General features: G+C 37.6%; 15 protein-coding genes. 9 read left to right on the top strand and 6 right to left on the bottom strand.

The genetic code is table 11. The annotated features are described in order from the left end of the window. Positions 1-16 precede the first annotated feature (16 nt). From kdpA to EV200_RS00655, 6 genes are all read right to left on the bottom strand, one after another. A complete protein-coding gene (gene kdpA, locus EV200_RS00630; protein ID WP_132528898.1) occupies positions 17-1735 on the bottom strand; it encodes a potassium-transporting ATPase subunit KdpA in 1719 nt (572 codons plus the stop codon). Between the two features lie 95 nt (positions 1736-1830). Further along, positions 1831-1908 (bottom strand): potassium-transporting ATPase subunit F, encoded by a 78-nt coding sequence (locus EV200_RS22175; RefSeq protein WP_082468366.1) that lies wholly within the window; start codon positions 1906-1908, stop codon positions 1831-1833. A gap of 664 nt (positions 1909-2572) precedes the next feature. Further along, entirely contained in the window at positions 2573-4153 is a 1581-nt protein-coding gene (locus EV200_RS00640) for a M1 family metallopeptidase (RefSeq protein ID WP_132528899.1), read from the bottom strand. A gap of 100 nt (positions 4154-4253) precedes the next feature. Beyond that, entirely contained in the window at positions 4254-4559 is a 306-nt protein-coding gene (locus EV200_RS00645; RefSeq protein ID WP_132528900.1) for a type II toxin-antitoxin system RelE/ParE family toxin, read from the bottom strand. Between the two features lie 2 nt (positions 4560-4561). Continuing rightward, positions 4562-4786 (bottom strand): addiction module component CHP02574 family protein, encoded by a 225-nt coding sequence (locus tag EV200_RS00650; protein ID WP_132528901.1) that lies wholly within the window; start codon positions 4784-4786, stop codon positions 4562-4564. Between the two features lie 51 nt (positions 4787-4837). Then, a complete protein-coding gene (locus EV200_RS00655; protein WP_132529495.1) occupies positions 4838-6175 on the bottom strand; it encodes a sigma-54-dependent transcriptional regulator in 1338 nt (445 codons plus the stop codon). A gap of 285 nt (positions 6176-6460) precedes the next feature. Between EV200_RS00655 and EV200_RS00660 the strand changes: the two genes are divergently transcribed. The 9 genes from EV200_RS00660 to EV200_RS00700 form a co-directional block, all read left to right on the top strand. Beyond that, complete coding sequence (locus EV200_RS00660; RefSeq protein WP_188754129.1) at positions 6461-7066, top strand: N-acetyltransferase; 606 nt, start codon at positions 6461-6463, stop codon at positions 7064-7066. Between the two features lie 10 nt (positions 7067-7076). Beyond that, complete coding sequence (locus EV200_RS00665; protein WP_132528902.1) at positions 7077-8183, top strand: M20 family metallo-hydrolase; 1107 nt, start codon at positions 7077-7079, stop codon at positions 8181-8183. A 77-nt stretch (positions 8184-8260) separates the two neighbouring features. Next, the gene (locus tag EV200_RS00670; protein ID WP_132528903.1) at positions 8261-10729 is read left to right on the top strand and encodes a PIG-L family deacetylase; all 2469 of its coding nucleotides are present in this window, start codon (positions 8261-8263) and stop codon (positions 10727-10729) included. A gap of 398 nt (positions 10730-11127) precedes the next feature. Beyond that, on the top strand, positions 11128-12822 hold the full coding sequence (locus EV200_RS00675) for a sodium:solute symporter (RefSeq protein WP_132528904.1): 1695 nt from the start codon (positions 11128-11130) through the stop codon (positions 12820-12822). Positions 12823-12933: 111 nt separating this feature from the next. Continuing rightward, entirely contained in the window at positions 12934-13557 is a 624-nt protein-coding gene (locus tag EV200_RS00680; RefSeq protein WP_132528905.1) for a class I SAM-dependent methyltransferase, read from the top strand. 138 nt (positions 13558-13695) lie between these two features. Beyond that, entirely contained in the window at positions 13696-14214 is a 519-nt protein-coding gene (locus EV200_RS00685) for a DUF2911 domain-containing protein (protein WP_132528906.1), read from the top strand. Positions 14215-14365: 151 nt separating this feature from the next. Further along, positions 14366-16450, top strand: a complete 2085-nt coding sequence (locus EV200_RS00690; RefSeq protein WP_132528907.1) for a glycoside hydrolase domain-containing protein — start codon at positions 14366-14368, stop codon at positions 16448-16450. 72 nt (positions 16451-16522) lie between these two features. Next, positions 16523-16714 (top strand): hypothetical protein, encoded by a 192-nt coding sequence (locus tag EV200_RS00695; protein ID WP_132528908.1) that lies wholly within the window; start codon positions 16523-16525, stop codon positions 16712-16714. A 998-nt stretch (positions 16715-17712) separates the two neighbouring features. Then, a partial coding sequence (locus EV200_RS00700) for a hypothetical protein (RefSeq protein ID WP_208864485.1) occupies positions 17713-18258 on the top strand: 546 nt, incomplete at its 3' end.

The raw sequence follows: 18258 nt of genomic DNA on the forward strand, positions 1-18258 counted from the left end.
TAATCGTAGTCTTGATCTATTTAAGCATGGTAAAATATTCCGCGAGCGGACCCAAGGCCAGCGCCGGGAAGTATGAAAGGGCATTGAGCACCAAAATCACAGCAAATGTCATCAGGGCGAATGTTTTAGTATCCGTTTTTAAGGTTCCTGCAGATTCTGGAATGAATTTTTTAGCACCTAATAAACCAGCAATCGCTACCGGACCGATAATAGGCAAGAAACGACCTAAAAAGATGATTACACCTGTTAATACATTCCAAAAGACATTGTTATCACCTAAACCCTCAAAGCCTGAACCATTGTTCGCATTTGATGAGGTTACCTCATAAAGCATTTCTGAAAAACCATGAAAGCCCGGGTTGTTGAGCCAGTTTTTAGGTTGCACTGCCCAGGCTGCATCGCCATGATTGATGAAAACATAACTTGAAATTGCTGTACCTGCAAGAATTAAAAAAGGACTTAGTAAAGTAATTAATGCCGCAATTTTGATTTCCCTAGCTTCTACTTTATGGCCTAGAAATTCTGGCGTTCTACCTACCATCAAGCCTGAAATAAATACAGCAATAATGAGATAGATGAAATAATTCAGCAAACCTACTCCACAACCTCCATAAAAGCCGTTGATCATCATGGCCAATAGTTGCCATAACCCGGTGAGTGGCATGGTACTATCATGCATCCCATTTACTGAGCCTGTAGAAATTACGGTGGTTAAGGTACTCCAATAGGCTGTGGCAGCTGGTCCGAAGCGAACTTCTTTCCCTTCCATAGCACCTGTTGTTTGTGAAACTCCCATTTTAGCTAATTCCGGATTTCCTCCTAACTCTGAGGTAATGGTTGGAATCATCAACATAAATAAACCGATAGTCATGACACCGAAGATGGTCCAAGCCAGTTTACGTCTGCGGATAAAGTAGCCGAAAGCAATGACCATAGCAAGCGGAATAATCGTTTGCGACATCACTTCTACCATATTGGTTAAATAGCTTGGGTTTTCGAATGGGTGGGCAGAATTTGCACCGAAATACCCACCTCCATTCGTTCCCAAGTGTTTAATTGCTATAAATTGAGCAGCTGGTCCACGAGAAACATTAACCGTATCTCCCTGAACAGAAATAAACTGATCTTTTGCGTCGTAACTGGCTGGGGTGCCATTAAAGGTTAAAATTAAAGCAACTATAACAGAGAGAGGTAACAATAATCTGGTAATGGCTTTAATAAAAAACTCCCAGAAATTGCCCAGCTGTGTGGTGGTTTTATCTCTGAAAGCTTTAAACAATACCACCGCTGCAGCAATACCTGTTGCGGCGCTCACAAACTGAAGAAACATCAATACGAATTGCTGTGTTAAATAGCTTACACCGCTTTCGCCAGAATAATGCTGAAGATTACAGTTGGCAACAAAACTAATGATGGTGTTGAAGGCAAGATCTGGTGTCATGCCTGGGTTTCCGTCTGGATTTAATGGAAGTTTATTTTGAAAGATCAACATGAAAAAGCCGTACACCAACCATAATACATTAATGGTAAGTAAAGCTTTCAATTGCTGTTTCCAGTCCATTTGCTCTTTAATATTTATACCCGAAAGTTTATAGATACCAGTTTCTAGCGGTTTTAAAAAGTCTGTCCAGACCTTTTCTCCTGCAAAAACCTTTGCCAGATATTTTCCCAATGGGATGGCGATAATCAGGGTAAGTAAGAATGTGGCAATGATGCCAATTAATTCAGTGTTCATTTTTTTTTGTTTTTGGAGAATAGGAATTAGTTAATAGGGAATCGATTTTTAAATAGATCTATTAAATTTCTTTTACCCATTTTCTATTTCCTGCCTTAAAATTTTTCTGGTTTAATCAGCACGTAGATCATATAGATAAATACGGCGATTGCGATGATGAATAGTGCTAACATGTCTTTAGATTTTTTCGAACCAATCGATTGATTTGTAAGTTGCCCAGCAGAGCAAAATGATAATTAAAAATAGGGCTATAGTCATAACTTTATTGATTTATGAAATGCCTATTGCCAACTCTTATGCCGCAGAAATAAATTTTTTGTTAAGTTATTGTTTTATAGCTGTTTATGTTTTATTTTGAATGGGATCGAAATTTTAAGCATAAAAAAACCCTTCCATTTTGGAAGGGTTTTTGTCATTTCGGAAGGATGTTTTAATTTCTTTAGAATAGGTTTTAGTATAATTTTATAACCTGAATTTGATTAATCATCTGTGTTAGAGCTCTATTCAATCAGGTTATTTATATTTTAAACCACCCCGCCCTATGGGCACCCCTCCTTTAAGAAAAAGGAGGGGAGTAGCGATTGCTTTAAGATTGTATCGTTGGCTGAAAAGCCTTTTCGCAATGAAAATAAGCTATGAAAACCTTCTTATTAAAGCCAAACATGAACGGTCATCTTTGCGAGGCACGAAGCAATCTTATTTTTTTAAGATAGATTGCTTTGTCGGCTGAAATAAACTTTGCAATAATGGTGGTGAAAAAAACAGTAAATAGTTATCAAATTCAGGTTTATCGACTCCCAGACTTTTGACTCCAGACTTAAGACTATAGACTCTAAACTAAAGCTTCCCTTTCTGATTTAATAAGCTAAAATATTTATCGAGGTTTACACCTAATGATTTTTCCATAGATACTTTAAAATCAACTGGTCTTGGATGTTTATTTTTCCATTCGCTAAAATAATCTTGAAAGGCTTTATCAAATTTATCTTTTCCAATTTGTGATTCTAATAGGTAAAGCCAGAGCGCTGTCTTTGCATATGAAACTAAGCTATATTCTTCTGAAGTCTTGAAATCTGCTGCGGGTGTTTCAATGGCCGATTGCATGGGTACATTTGATAGTGCACCATAAACACTTGACAGAAATTGATCGGTAGGTAATCCCTTAATTTTTGCGGGAATGGCATCTCCAAAAATAGAATTCGATTTGTATTTTTCTGCTTCATAACGGAACTGGAAAAAGGTATTAAAACCTTCATCCTGCCAGGTATGTATCCTTTCATTGCTGCCTAGCATACTCATAAACCAGTTGTGGCCTACCTCATGTGTAATGACGCCATCAAGGGTTTCCTTCTTCGCATCAGGACTTGTAATTAAAGTAATAGTCGGGTATTCCATTCCACCACTGGCATTATTTTTTGGTCCTTCAATAGCCTGAACCACTGGATATTCGTATTCACCAATCCATTGGCTATATTTTTTAGTTGCATCTTTAATGTAATCAATACTGTTTACCCAAAGCGTATTTTGCTTATTGTGGTAATAACTAAAAGCATCCACTACCTTTCCTGAAGCAAGCTTAACGGTATCATACTGGATGACTAAATCACGATCAGCAAACCAGGCAAAATCAGGAACATTGCTGATTTTATAGGTTAAAGTTTTGGTATCTGATTTACTTTTTGGTTGGTATAATTCAGGTTTATTATTTCTGGTTGCGGCATTTTTTGCACCAATACTTTTATAGGCAGAAAGCTCATCAGCATTCTGCATTACACCCGTAGCACCAACCACATAAGCTGAGGGTAAGGAGATATTTACTTTATAATCTGCATACTCGCTGTAAAATTCTCCCATATCCAAATAAGGAAATTCATGCCATCCATCCCGGTCAAAAACAGCAGGTTTTGGATACCATTGTGCAATCATAAATTCTGTATCAGCATAACCAGAACGAGAAAAATAATTGGGTAACTTAACATTAAAACCAGTGGTCAGGGTTACAGAATCGCCGGATTTTAATGGAGAAGGCAGCATCACCTTTATAATATCAATATACTGTGGATTTGGATGGGCTTCTGTTTTTGCTTCTTTTCCATTCACTTTGAAAGCTAAACCATCAATACTGCCATAGGTTACATTTTTAAGTTTTTCCGTGCGCGAAGTATCATTCCTGATTTGTTGGAAAAGTGCCGTTGATTCATTTTTATAAGCATTTGGCCAGATGTGAAACCAGATAAAATTCAGCGTTGATGGCGAATTGTTTTTATAAACAATGGTTTCAAACCCTTTCAAAGATTTCTCTTTATCATTTAAAGTAACATCAATGGTATAGTTTAAATGTTGTTGGAAATATGCATCCTGAGCAAAGATGGAAAAGGAGAGTGTTGATAATAAAATGGTTAAAATGTATTTATTCATGCTGTTTTGTTTAACGGTATATATTGGTGTGGGTAAATGAATTTAATAGAATGAATTGATTAGATATGGATCTCGACTACTTTTTAAACATTTTAAGATGTTATTGATTTCTATTATGATGTGATACAGGATTGCGTGCTTGATGTAAAATAGCAATGATAACTATTTTTTTAAGTTTTTCGTCAATAAAAAAATGGATGGAATATGGAAAAATGGCGGTAAAAATTGTGCGTATATTTTTATACCTGATTTCATAAATCTCTGGATTTTTTTGGAGTCTAATGATAGACTTTTTTACTTCCTGGGCGAAGTGTTTTTCCAATCCAGATTTTTGTTTTTTATACCAATCTTTAGCTTCCCTGATATCTAATTTTACCTCATCAAAAAAATGCACACTATAATCCATTCTTATTTGTCGAGTTCATTTAGTAATTCTGATATCGGTGCTATTCTACTTGAATCTTTAACTATTGCTTGTAGTCTGGCATCTAAAATTTCTTTATGCCATTCTGGTAATGAAAAATCGATAGACTCTACATTTGGGTATAGATTTTTGATCTTCTCCCAATCTTCTATAGGAAGTTGAACCGCAGTAATCTGGCCTTGTTCATTTGATAAATATTGAATGCTCATATCACAAATTTAACGAATATATTTCTAATAAAGCAGCTCATTAGATGTGTATTATAACTCCATAATGCCATATTCTTCGATTTTTCTATACAGCGTAGTAAGCCCAATTCCCAGTAACCTGGAGGTTTCTGTTTTGTTGCCTTTGGTATGTAGGAGCACTTTTTGAATATGTTGTTTTTCCACTTGCTGAAGGTTAAAATTATTTTGAAGCGGTGCAAACTCAAAAAACTCAGGCGGTAAGGCAGATAGATTAAGTTCCTTCCCATCGGATAAAATGACCAAACGCTCCATCACATTTTTTAGCTCCCGGATGTTTCCCCGCCATTGATATTTCTCAAAAATCTCCAGAATTTTATCGTCTAGATGCAATTGAAGTCGGTTAGATTTAATTGCAAACTCATTTAAATAATGCTTTGCCAGCAATGGAATATCTGCTTTCCTTTCGCGCAGGGGTGGGAGCATAATGGTGAAAACGGAGAGGCGATAATACAAATCAGAACGAAATTTTCCAGATTCAGCATCAGCTTTTAAATCCTTGTTAGTGGCCGCCAGTATACGCACATTCACTTGTTGCGTATGCGTATCTCCAACTTTAATAAAACTTTGATTTTCCAGCACCCGCAACAGTTTGGCTTGTAAATCGAGGTTCATTTCTCCAATCTCATCCAGAAATAATGTACCGCCGTTAGCTTCTTCCAATAATCCCTTTTTATCTTTATTTGCCCCGGTAAATGCACCCGCCTTATATCCAAATAGTTCACTTTCAAGTAAATCAGGACTAAAGCCACTACAGTTTAGCGCCACAAATGGCTTCGCTGTTCGCGGACTTTCATAATGAATGGATTGAGCGAAAACCTCCTTCCCGGTTCCCGTTTCTCCCAGAAGTAAAACAGTGGTATCTGTTTGACTTACCCTCTTGGCTAAATCAATGGCTTCAAGTAATTTTTTCGATTGACCAATAATGGTGTTGAAATGATGTTTGCCTGCAATTTTCTGCGATAATTCTAAAACACGTTGTTGCAGATTGGCTTTATCGATCGCTTTGTAGAGTAAAGGAATAATTTTATCATTATCATCACCTTTCACCAGGTAATCAAAAGCCCCGTTTTTGATCGCTAAAACACCATCGGAGATTGTTCCGTAAGCCGTTAGATTAATCACTTCTACATAAGGTTTCAGTAGTTTAATGTCCTTAACCATGGCTACGCCATTTACATCAGGCAATTTGACATCGCTGATCACAATACTTACATCATTATTTTTTAAAAGCTTTAAGCCTTCTTTGCCCGTGGCGGCTTGTAAGGTTTTAAAACCTTCCAATTCAATAATTCTGGAAAGTAAACTGCTGATTTTTTTTTCATCATCAATGATGAGGATGATCCCGTTCATAGGTTTGAAATAAGCTACAATATTAAGGATAAAAATGACGAATCGTCTAAAACCAATGGATAATTGATCGTTCATTAGTTTATAGGATTCAGATCGCTTTGAAATCCTGAACGCTTAATCTATTCATAATGAAAAAAAGCCTTTCATTTTGGTGAGTTAAATTATCGTGCTAAGTATTTTAATTATGGCTATTTTATTTTTATCTGCAGATAATCAATAAGATACGTGATCGTTGTTCGCAAGGCATCCCGTTTGTATAAGCGGGTTATGCAATTTTAAATAAAAATGAATAATCCAATAATATTTGTACGCGTTGCCACGAAAGAAGATGCCATCTATGCAGACGAAATCGTGAATGAGACATTAAATTCTGCTATCATTAGGGGATCGGGGATCTCAAAAAGAACTCCAGAATCTATAATCGAAAAGATGAAAACTGGCAAAGCGATAATTGCTTTAACCAGTGGTAGCGAATGGGTAGGTTTCTCTTATTTTGAAGCCTGGGGGCATGGGGATTTTATTTCCAATTCCGGATTGATTGTAAAACCAAAGTTCAGAAATTCTGGCGTTGCCAAATGCATCAAAAACAGAATTTTTAACCTGTCCAGACGTAATTTTCCTCAGGCAAAAATATTCAGCATTACATCAGGCGCAGCAATTATGAAGATGAATAGTCAACTTGGTTTTGAACCCGTAACATTTGACCAGATCACTAAAGACGAAGCCTTTTGGGCCGGTTGTGCAAGCTGTACTAACTTCGATATTCTGGAAAGAAAAAATCGGTGTAACTGCTTATGTACCGCCATGTTATTTAGCCCCGAGCACATTGATCATATCGTCACTCATGCTTCCTTAGCAGAGGAAAAACAACATTCACTAGCAATCCATTAATCAACTTACCATGAATATTTTAGATAAAACGATAGCATCACATCCCGATTTAAATATCCTTTACAACGAATCTATTAACCTTCTGGCTACCTTGATCAGTATTCCATCCTTTAGTGGTGCTGAAGATAAAACCGCTGATGAAATTGAATCACATTTAGCGAAGCATCAGATTAATACCAAAAGGAAACAGAATAATGTATGGTGTTACAATAAGTATTTCGATCAGCAAAAGCCAACTATTTTACTTAATTCGCACCATGATACCGTAAAACCAAATGAACAATATACCAGAAATCCGTTTGCTGCGGTGGTATATGATGATAAGTTATATGGTTTGGGAAGTAATGATGCCGGTGCATCTCTCGTATCTTTAATCTCTACTTTTATTTATTTTTATGCGGTCGAAGATTTGCCCTTTAATATTTGTTTGGCCGCAACAGCGGAAGAAGAAACTTCAGGTGGAAACGGCATCAAATGTATTCTCGAAGAGTTGAAGCCAATTTGTTTTGCCATTGTTGGTGAACCCACAAATATGCAAATGGCCATAGCGGAGAAAGGTTCGATGGTGATTGATTGTACAGCAAAAGGTCGCTCAGGTCATGCAGCCAGAGAAGAGGGTGATAATGCGATTTACAAAGCCATCAGAGATATTGCTTGGTTTTCCAGCTATCATTTTCCAATTGAAGATGGTGCACCGCAACCCGTAAAAATGACAGTAACGCAAATAGATGCTGGTATGCAGCATAATATTGTGCCCGGATGTTGCCATTTTACAGTTGATATTCGATTTGATCATAATTATACTTCCAGAGAAATTCTAAATACGATTATCAATCACACTGTTTCCAGTTTTAATGTTCGTCCGAATATTTTGCATCCGTCGAATATTGATTTGTCTCATCCGATAGTGGTAGCAGGTTTAGGGTTAGGCAGAAAAACATATTTATCGCCAACAAGCTCTGATCAGGGTTGGCTGGATATGCCATCAGTAAAAATGGGTCCGGGAGAATCTGCAAGATCACACACGGCAGATGAATTTGTATACATTGAAGAAATTGAGGAGGGAATAACGATGTATATTCGTTTGCTGGAATCTGTTTTTAAACATAGAGCGTAAGCTTTTTGTACTTTTTCGTTTACGGTCGCCTTAAATAAATCCTTTTTAAGCATATTTGGCTCCGTAAACCAAATTCTATGTTTAAAAGATTAGCCATTGTATTCATCCTCGGTTTTTTTACAGTTTTCTGCTCAGCTCAACAGGTGCGACCAGCGAAATCTTCAGAAATTTACCGTGAACTGAAAACACTGAAGCATTTACCGAAGGTACTTTACCTTGCTGCACACCCTGATGATGAAAATACGGGTTTACTATCCTGGTTAATTAATGATCAAAATGTAGAAACGGGTTATCTTTCGCTTACGCGTGGAGATGGCGGTCAGAACCTTTTAGGCACCGAGCAGGGTGCAGCTCTGGGATTAATCAGAACACATGAATTATTAGAAGCACGTAAACTGGATGGTGCGCAACAGTTTTTTACCCGGGCCATTGATTTTGGCTTTTCTAAAAATACCGACGATACCTTTAAACAGTGGGATGCCGACAGCATTACTGCCGATGTAGTTTGGGTGATCCGGAAATTCAGACCAGATGTAATTATTTGTCGCTTTCCACCAACAGCAGCAGCTGGCCACGGGCAGCATGCTGCTTCTGCAGTAGTGGCTGAAAAAGCTTTTAAACTGGCAGGAGATCAGACGGCGTTTCCCAATCAATTGAAATATGTAAATGTTTTTCAGCCAAAACGGATACTTTGGAATACTTTTAGGTTTGGATCAACCAATACCACAGCCGAAAATCAGTTAAAAGCTACTGTTGGTCAGTATGATGCCCAATTAGGAATGGGTTATGGTGAACTGGCTGGATTAAGCAGAAGTTTGCACAAAAGCCAAGGCGCAGGTACACAATCAGTAGCCGGAGTGCGAACTGAATATTTTTCACCTGTTTTGGGCGATCAGGCTAAAGCAACTTTGTTTGAAAGGATTCCAATGAATTGGTCTGATAGGGGGATTAATGACATAGATGAATTGATTGATATTACTCTTCTATCCTTTGATTACAACCATCCGGATAAGAGTTTACACGGTTTGTTGATGCTGCGCAAAAAGATTGCTGAACTGCAGGATGTGAATCTTCGAAAAGATAAGTTAGCTGCCATCGACCATATCATTTTAAGCTGTACAGGCTTTATGGGTGAAGTGGTAACCAACCAAGCAGAAGCGATTGCTGGCGACAGTTATAATTTCCGTTTAAATGTAATTGCCAGAGCTTCAGCTCCGGTGTTGTTGGAACAGGTAAACTGGATCAATCAAACAGATAATTTAAACCGTAGGGTTTCTGGTGATTCCTTGCTCACCATTGAACGTAAAATTCAAATTCCGGCAGGGGCAGGACTAACAGAACCTTACTGGTTAGAAAAACCTGCAAAAAATGCAGCTACTTTTAGCGTAACCAATGATACATTGATTGGCCTGGCCGAAAATGAATCTGCATTGAATGTGGTTTTATCGCTCAAAATTGGCACAGAGCAGTTTAAAGTAAAGTTACCTTTGTCGTTCAAAAAATTAGACCCTGTTAAAGGCGATGTGGTAGAGCAACTTCGAATTGTTCCGGCACTTGGTTTAAGTTTTGCTGAGCCTGTTTATTTCGCCAGGGAAAAAGAAGGATTAGCAGTTACTTTAAGATTAAAAGCTACTAAATCCATCAATTATGGTAAAGTAGATTTCAAGATTGGAAATGTGATCATCAAAAGCTTTACAGGAATCAATTTACCGGAAAATACAGTAACCATTAAAGATTTTTTAATTCCTGCGGAAGATTTATCGAAAATCAAGACCAGTCAGAATAAGCTAGAGGCTGTTTTTTCTGCAGAGCAAAATACCTTTACAAAAGGCCAGGTCTTAATTCAGTATCCGCATTTGCCTTCTCTGCAATATTTTGTGCCGGCAAGCACCTGGTTATTAAAAGGCGATATAAAGGTGCTGGCGAAAAAAGTGGGATATATTCAGGGCGCAGGAGATCTAATTCCTGAATTTTTAAGTCAGGCAGGATTACAGGTGGATGTGTTAACTGAAGCTGATATTTTGAATCCGGCTAAGTTGGCCACTTACGATGCCATTGTAACGGGTGTTCGGGTGATCAATACAGAAAAGAGAATTAAAAACTGGCAACCTGCATTAAAGGCATATGTAGAAAACGGAGGAACCATGGTAATGCAATACAATACCACTCAGGATATGGCTTTGCAAGATTTTGGTGTTTATCCTTTCACTATCAGCAGTAAGCGGGTTACAGAAGAGAACGCGGCGGTTAAATTTTTAAATCCGAATCATAAGCTTTTAAACTACCCAAATAAAATTACCGCACAAGATTTTAATGGTTGGGTACAGGAACGTGGGGCATATTTTGCAGATCAATGGGACAATAGATATGAGCCATTATTTGAAATGAATGATACCGGAGAGGAGCCTTTGAAAGGATCTACACTGTACGCAAAATATGGAAAAGGAAACTTTATTTATTCGCCATTGGCATTTTTCCGTCAGTTGCCTGCAGGTAATGTAGGTGCGGCAAGGTTGTTCTTTAATTTTATATCGGCGGGGAAATAGATGAATTTTTAGATCTCGGTAGGTGAGACACCAACCGATAGGGAAATTTAAGATGCTTAGCATGACGGTTTTGATATTTACGTTGTTGGTGGGTATTAAACAAATAGGAATGATCGTATAAAACACCCCGTCCTGCGGACACCCCTCTAAAAGAGGGGAATGACCCCTCAGTTTTTCTAAGACGGTCGCAATTCCCCTCCTCTGGAGGGGTGCCTGAAAGGCGGGGTGGTTAATTAAGAGCAAAAGAAACAATATAATTTTCATTCTCGTCAATCATGAATATTACATTTTAACCAAATGAAAAATCAGCTCAAAAACTGGAATACATGGTATATATTACTGGCCCTGGCCCTGGTATTTCAGGTGGTATTCTATTATCTCTTTACTAAATTCTGGGCATGAGTAATATCGATTGGTGCGTACTCATTTTCACTTTATTAGCCGTTGTGGTTTACGGGGTTTTCATCGGTCGCGGACAAAAGAGTAATGAATCTTATTTAAAGGCTGATAGTAAAATGCCCTGGTACATTGTGCTGTTGGGTATTATGGCTACACAAGCAAGTGCCATTACCTTTTTATCGGCTCCTGGGCAAGCCTATACCGATGGAATGCGTTTTGTGCAGTATTATTTTGGTTTGCCATTGGCGATGATTGTGATTTGCATTACTTTCATTCCGATATTTCAAAGGCTGAATGTTTATACCGCTTATGAGTATCTGGAGAACCGTTTCGATAAAAAAACAAGGGTTTTAACGTCTCTGCTTTTTTTGTTTTCCCGTGGCTTATCAACCGGGATCAGTATATATGCGCCGAGTATTATTTTATCAAGTGTATTGAACTGGAACATCTATTTAACCAATGTTTTAACCGGTGGAATCCTTTTAATTTACACTTACGTGGGGGGTGCAAAAGCCATCGCCCATACCCAGAAATTACAGTTTCTGATCATTTTAGGTACAATGGCTTTCGCTGGTTATTTGCTGGTGCAAAATATGCCAAATGGGATTGGTTTTAGTGATGCGCTATATCTCGCCGGGAAATCTGGGAAGCTAAATGTCATTACCACAGAATTCGACTGGAAAGACAAGTATAACATCTGGAGTGGGCTGATTGGTGGGTTTTTCTTAGCACTATCTTATTTTGGTACCGATCAAAGTCAGGTGGGACGGTACATTACCGCAAAGGATAACACCAATGCCAAGATGGGTTTGTTATTGAATGGTTTGGTTAAAATCCCGATGCAGTTTGCTATTTTGTTAATAGGTGCATTATTATTTGCTTTCTTTTCCCTGAAACCAGCCCCAATTTATTTCAATGAACGATCATATCAATCTTTAAAACAAACTCAACCAGAAAAAGCGGCTGTTTTTGAAAAAGAGCATCGCGATTTAACTGAAAAATTTAATAGGGAATCTAAAATTATTCTTCTTCAAAAGGAAAATCATTCTCCTGAATTAAATGAATCAATCGCAAAATTTAAGGCTACCCAAAAGGACGTTAAAGATTTGCATGGCAAAGTGGAGGAAGCCATTAATCAATCTAATTTTAATGCTGAGAAAACCGATACCAATTATATCTTTCTATACTTTGTGAAAAATACGCTACCAGTTGGAATGATCGGATTACTATTTGCTGTGATATTCCTGGCCAGTTGGGGGTCTATTTCTGCGGCATTAAATTCATTGGCGGCCTGTTCTCTAAAAGACATACATTTAATCTTCAGTAAAAAAGAAATGGATGATGCAACCGAACTGAAGTATAGTCGGTTACACACATTGGCTTGGGGAATATTTTCTATTGCAGTGGCTATGTTTGCTACGCAGATGGGCTCACTAATTGAAGCCGTAAATGTTTTGGGGTCACTTTTTTATGGTCCAATTCTGGGCATTTTTCTTGTAGCGTTTTATTTTAAAAAGATAGATGGCCTTTTGGTATTTATTGCAGCTATCTTGTCAGAAATAACGGTAATTGCCGTTTATGAGTTCGATGTGGTATCTTTTCTCTGGTTAAATGTAATTGGAGCAGCTGCGGTGATCATTTTTTCGACTTTGGGTCTGTTGTTTTACAGGCCAAAGATGATCAGTAATCAATAGATCATTCCTTTAGTTAGTCATCTTTATTTTTACATGTAGCAGATATTTACAAACTCAAGCTATTCATCAAATTTAATACCTTTATTTTGAATAGTTAAACAGACCAAATATATGAATGAAGCTTGGGTAGAAAGATGGAATGACAGATACAGTACAAGTGAATTTGCCTATGGCGAAGAACCAAACATCTATCTAAAGGATCAATTATCAAAACTGAAGGCAGGAACAATACTTTTTCCTGCAGAAGGTGAGGGCAGAAATGCTGTTTCTGCAGCCAAACTTGGGTGGGTAGTTTCTGCTTTTGATATCAGTATTGAAGGTAAAAATAAAGCGCTTCAATTGGCAGAAAACCATCAGGTCGCCATTAATTATCAGGTTGGTGAATTAGAATCATTGAATTTTAAAGCGGAACAATTTGATGCAATTGCATTAATTTATGCGCATTTCCCGGCAGCGATTAAATCTTCTTATCACCAATTACTTGATCATTATCTAAAGAAAAATGGATTGATTATTTTTGAGGCTTTCAGCAAGAAACATCTTGATTACCTGGCAAAGAATGAAAAGGTTGGCGGACCAAAAGAGATCGATATGTTATTCTCTATAGGCGAAATAAAAGCTGATTTTAAAAATTATGAAATCATAGAACTGGTTGAAACGGAAATTGAACTAAACGAAGGGCTATTTCATAACGGACAAGGATCAGTGATTCGATTTGTAGGACGCAAAAGATAAACCATCGCATTCCAGATTAAAACCATAAATATTATAATAATGAACGGCATGTTTTTCTTTTAGACATTAGCATTATAGTTTTTATCGTGCTAAAGCCATAAATTCGTAAATTAAAAACAACAAAAACAAATATACTATATGAAAAAGATGATTAAATCCATCACCATGCTGGTAACAGCAATCACCATTTCGGCAAGCGCCATGGCACAAGATGCGCAGCCAAAACCAAGTCCTGCGGCAACCGTTACCGGAAAAGTGAAAGGTGCAACCATTACCATTAACTACAGTAGCCCTGCAGTAAAGGGACGTAAAATCTGGGGAAGTTTAGAAGCTTACGATAAAGTATGGCGTGCTGGTGCAAATGAAGCCACTACTTTCGAAACAGATAAAGATATTATGGTTGAAGGAAAACCATTGGCAGCTGGAAAATATAGCTTCTTCTTGATCCCAAAAGAAAGTGGAACATGGACCGCGATTTTTAACAAAGAGCCAAAACAATGGGGTGCTTACAAATATGAGGAAGGTAAAGATGCTTTACGCGTTGATGTAAAAACTAAAGCTCTAAAAGCTACTCAGGAGCGCTTGGTTTATAAAATTACTAAAACTGGTTTTTCTTTAGATTGGGATAAGATTTCTGTACCTGTAGCGATTAAATAAGTTGAGGAAATAGACAACCAACATCATTTTTAAAGGCCATTTCACTCATCTGAAATGGCCTTTTTGATGTCTAGCTGTTGTGTAAATAAATGGTAACATAACATCAACTTCATTCTAAAGTATTATTTTGGGCGGGTATTAAAATCACACAATGAAATTTTTTATCCGATTGACTTCTATTTTCATATGTATTCAGTTAAACGTTTTAGCTCAATCAAATGATCACTCTTTTTCCATTAATGGTAAACTACCGGTAGATTTGGTTAATGTCTTTTTAGGTTCTTCAGGAGATCATGGGCAAATGTCACCCGCTGCATCTTATCCTTTTAGCATGTTAAGTATCGGACCACAAACCTATCCTAAAACCCATACGGGCTACGAGTTTCTGGCTAAGAAATTTGAAGGATTCACACATAATCGTTTTGAAGGTGTGGGCTGTCAGGGTTCAGGCGGCAATATTTTGATTAAACCATTTTTAGGGAATGATCCTACAAAAACAGATTTAATTAAATTAACCGAAAATGCTGGCCCTGGTTATTATGCTGTTGGCTTCGAGAATAAAATAAGCGCCCAATTAAGTGTTTTAAAAAATGCCGGAAAACATCTTTATCGGTTTCCGAAGGGTAAAAAGGGATTCTATCTCGATTTAAGTTATGCCTTTAACGGTGCCTTTGTTGATGAACAACATCAGGTTAAAGGGAATACGATTTCAGGATGGATTATCTCCAGAACAACTTGCGGTGTAGGGAAATACAAAATTTATTATTGCCTTTCCGTTAAAGGTGTTGCGAACTGGGAAGGTAATGGTAATCACCGTTTAATTTTAATGCTTTCAGATGATGCGGTTGATGCTCAAATTGATGTTGCTCTATCATCCGTTAGTGCAGAAGCAGCTGCAGCAACGATTAATAAAGATTCATTTGAACAGTTCAAAATGCAAAGTGCTGCGGATTGGAATCGCAATTTAAGTAAAATTGAAGTACATGGTGATGAAGAAAGTTCGAAGTTATTCTATTCGCTTTTGTACCGCACCATGCAATCGCCATATGCGATTTCAGAAAAAGACGGAAGCTACCGGAATACCAAAGGAGAGCTGCAGAAAGATAAACAAATACATTACAATGGGTGGGCCATCTGGGACAATTACCGGACGCAATTGCCTTTACTTTCCATCATTAATCAAAGTGAATATGCCGGGATGATCACTTCGATTGCAGAATTGTATCAATCCGGTAAAAAAGATTATGCAGGTCAGAATGAGCCATCAAATACCGTACGTTCAGAGCATGCCATTGTGGTTCTTCTGGATGCCTACCAGAAGGGCTACAAAGTTGATTTTGCGAAAATTGCAGATTCCTTGGTTAAAGAAGTAGATAGATTAGATTATAAATCGCCTGATAAGGCTTTAGAAACAAGTTACGATCATTGGGCATTGGCAGAAGTATTCGCTATTTTAAAGAATAAGGATAAATCTGCCTTTTACAGGAATAAAGCACTGGAGTATAAAAAGTATTGGAATAAGGACTTTAGGGATTTAACTAAAAACGACGTAGACCGCATGCAGGCAAGAGGTTTGTACCAAGTAACCATTTGGCAATACCGATGGTTTGTGCCCTATGATGTAAAAGGGTTAATCGAACTGGATGGGGGAGAAGCATCATTTCTGGACAATCTTGATCAATTCTTCGCAAAGGACTTATATAACCATGCCAATGAGCCAGATTTGCAGGTGCCGCTCCTATACAATGCAACAAAATCGGGCTATAAATCTCAATACTGGATGCACCAACTGGCGGCAGATACGGTAATTCAAAATTATTTTAATGATAATAGTCGCGGCATTGGCTCCTACATTGGTAAAATCTATAAAAATGAACCTCAAGCCTATTTAAGAACTATGGATGATGATGCCGGAGCCATGAGCGCCTGGTATATTTTTACAGCCAGCGGCTTTTCTCCAGCATGTGTAGGTTTTCCTGTTTATTACTTAAATGTTCCGCTATTTCGTTCATTAACTTATCATTTGCCGAATGGAAGGACCTTTAAGATTGAAACAGAAAACTTCGATCTGAAAAATAAGTTTATCAAAGCCACATTTTTAAATGGCAAGCCTTTTAAAAAGAATTACATCACCCAGGCAGAAATAAATGCTGGAGGCGTATTAAAAATTATAGCCAGTGCAGATCCTGTCAAGGTTTCAGATACTGAAAACTGGATCTCATCAATAGAAAAATAATTTATAAAAATATGCTTGATAAGCAAACTTATTTTCTGTAGGCATGTTATTCTGATATAAAAAATTATTAACATGGCCCCATTGAAAATAAGTGAAGAACAGCATGCTACGTTGAGCAATAAAAGCACCACAGAATCATCAAACGATCAATCATTAGAGTTACATCCTGAAGCCTATAAGGTTAAAGGACCATCACCGGAAAAGATGCAGAGTGTTTCAGCTTCCTTGCGTACTTACGCACATGGCTTGTACGGATTATTGTAGATTTTCCTATATAGAATTGAAATGTCCATTTATAACTAAATGGACATTTTTTTTTACTATTTATTTGTCTTAACCACTCTGCCAATTTTAAGAATTCAACTTGCGAAGTTTCAAAGGCCAAAAGCGTGGCAGAACTTCGCCAGTTTAGATGTGGATTTAGTTTGGTTGGTTAGATGGTTGGTTGGTTAGTTGTTTGGATACCGCTAAATACTGACCAAGTTTTCCCTTCTCACCATCCAGCAAAACTTCATCAGTCGGGTTTTTAACTTGCGAAGTTTCAAAGGCCAAAAGCGAGGTAGAACTTCGCCAGTTTTAACAGAATAGCATATGATTACGCCCCTTCTAAAATGCTAAAGCCAAATTTTTATCGATTTACTGATTTTCCCCTCCTCATCATCCGGTAGCTGTTTTGTTACTTAATGAATTTTAAAGGCCAAAAGTGTGGTGAAAATTCAACAGTTTAGATTTAGTTTGGTTGATTAGATGGTTAGTTGTTTGGATTATCGGCTCGAAGACTGACCAAGTTTTCCCTTCTCGCCATCCAGCAAAACTTCGTTAGTTGGGTTTATAACTCGCTACTTCCCTGGCGCTCCACAGATGATTAATTTTATGACAAATTAATATAAACCTTCCCCAAAACACCCCATTATAATACAACTATAAGCTCTTATTATGTCGTCATTATTTTATGTGTTGATAAAAGTCAATATATATATAGTTTAAGCAATTTATTGGCACTAATTAAAACGGGAATTATACTCAATATGGGGAATAAATTACCCGAAAATACGTGTAAAATTTTACCCATAACCTTTCACTAATCGCCCTTAACTTCATTTAATACCCATGTATGTTTTTGGTTCATCTTTTGGATTAGTCGTATTACGCTTACAATCAGTATATAACTATTTTTTTGATCATCTACTTTAAATGCTCAATCTCTTGCCTACCTATATACTCTTCGTGAGAATAAACATCAAGTATTAAAAACAAATTAGATGAATAAACATTTACTGCTCAGTTTAACCGGAGTCCTTTTTAGTATTTCGGTTTCTTTTGCCCAGCAAAAGGTAAAGGATGGTACCGTGTCGAGTACCAACATTTCAAATAAGGATGCCATTTTGGAATTGGAAAGCAATAACAAAGGCTTACTCCATACTCGTGTTAATTTAATTAGCACAGATAATCCTGCTCCGCTTTCCGCGCACGTAACCGGTATGATGGTTTACAATCTATCTACCGTTAATGATGTAATGCCTGGTATTTATTATAATGATGGTACTAAATGGGTTTTCGTTAGGAGTAGTAATTCAACAATAATCGAGAATCAGGCAGGTAAAACAGGCACACCCGGAACACCTGGCGGTGCAGGCGGCCCCGCTGCAGGTGTTACCATTGTGACGAATGACAGCGGGACCTGGGTATATAATCCGGCTACTGGTACCTGGACAAATGTAAATGGTCAAAAAGGCGACAAGGGCGATAAAGGTGACCCAGGTGTAGTAGGTGTTGAGGCCCAGTCAGGAAAAAGCGGTACCCCGGAA

Source organism: Pedobacter psychrotolerans, assembly GCF_004340665.1.
In the GTDB taxonomy this organism is placed as follows: Bacteria; Bacteroidota; Bacteroidia; order Sphingobacteriales; family Sphingobacteriaceae; genus Pedobacter; species Pedobacter psychrotolerans.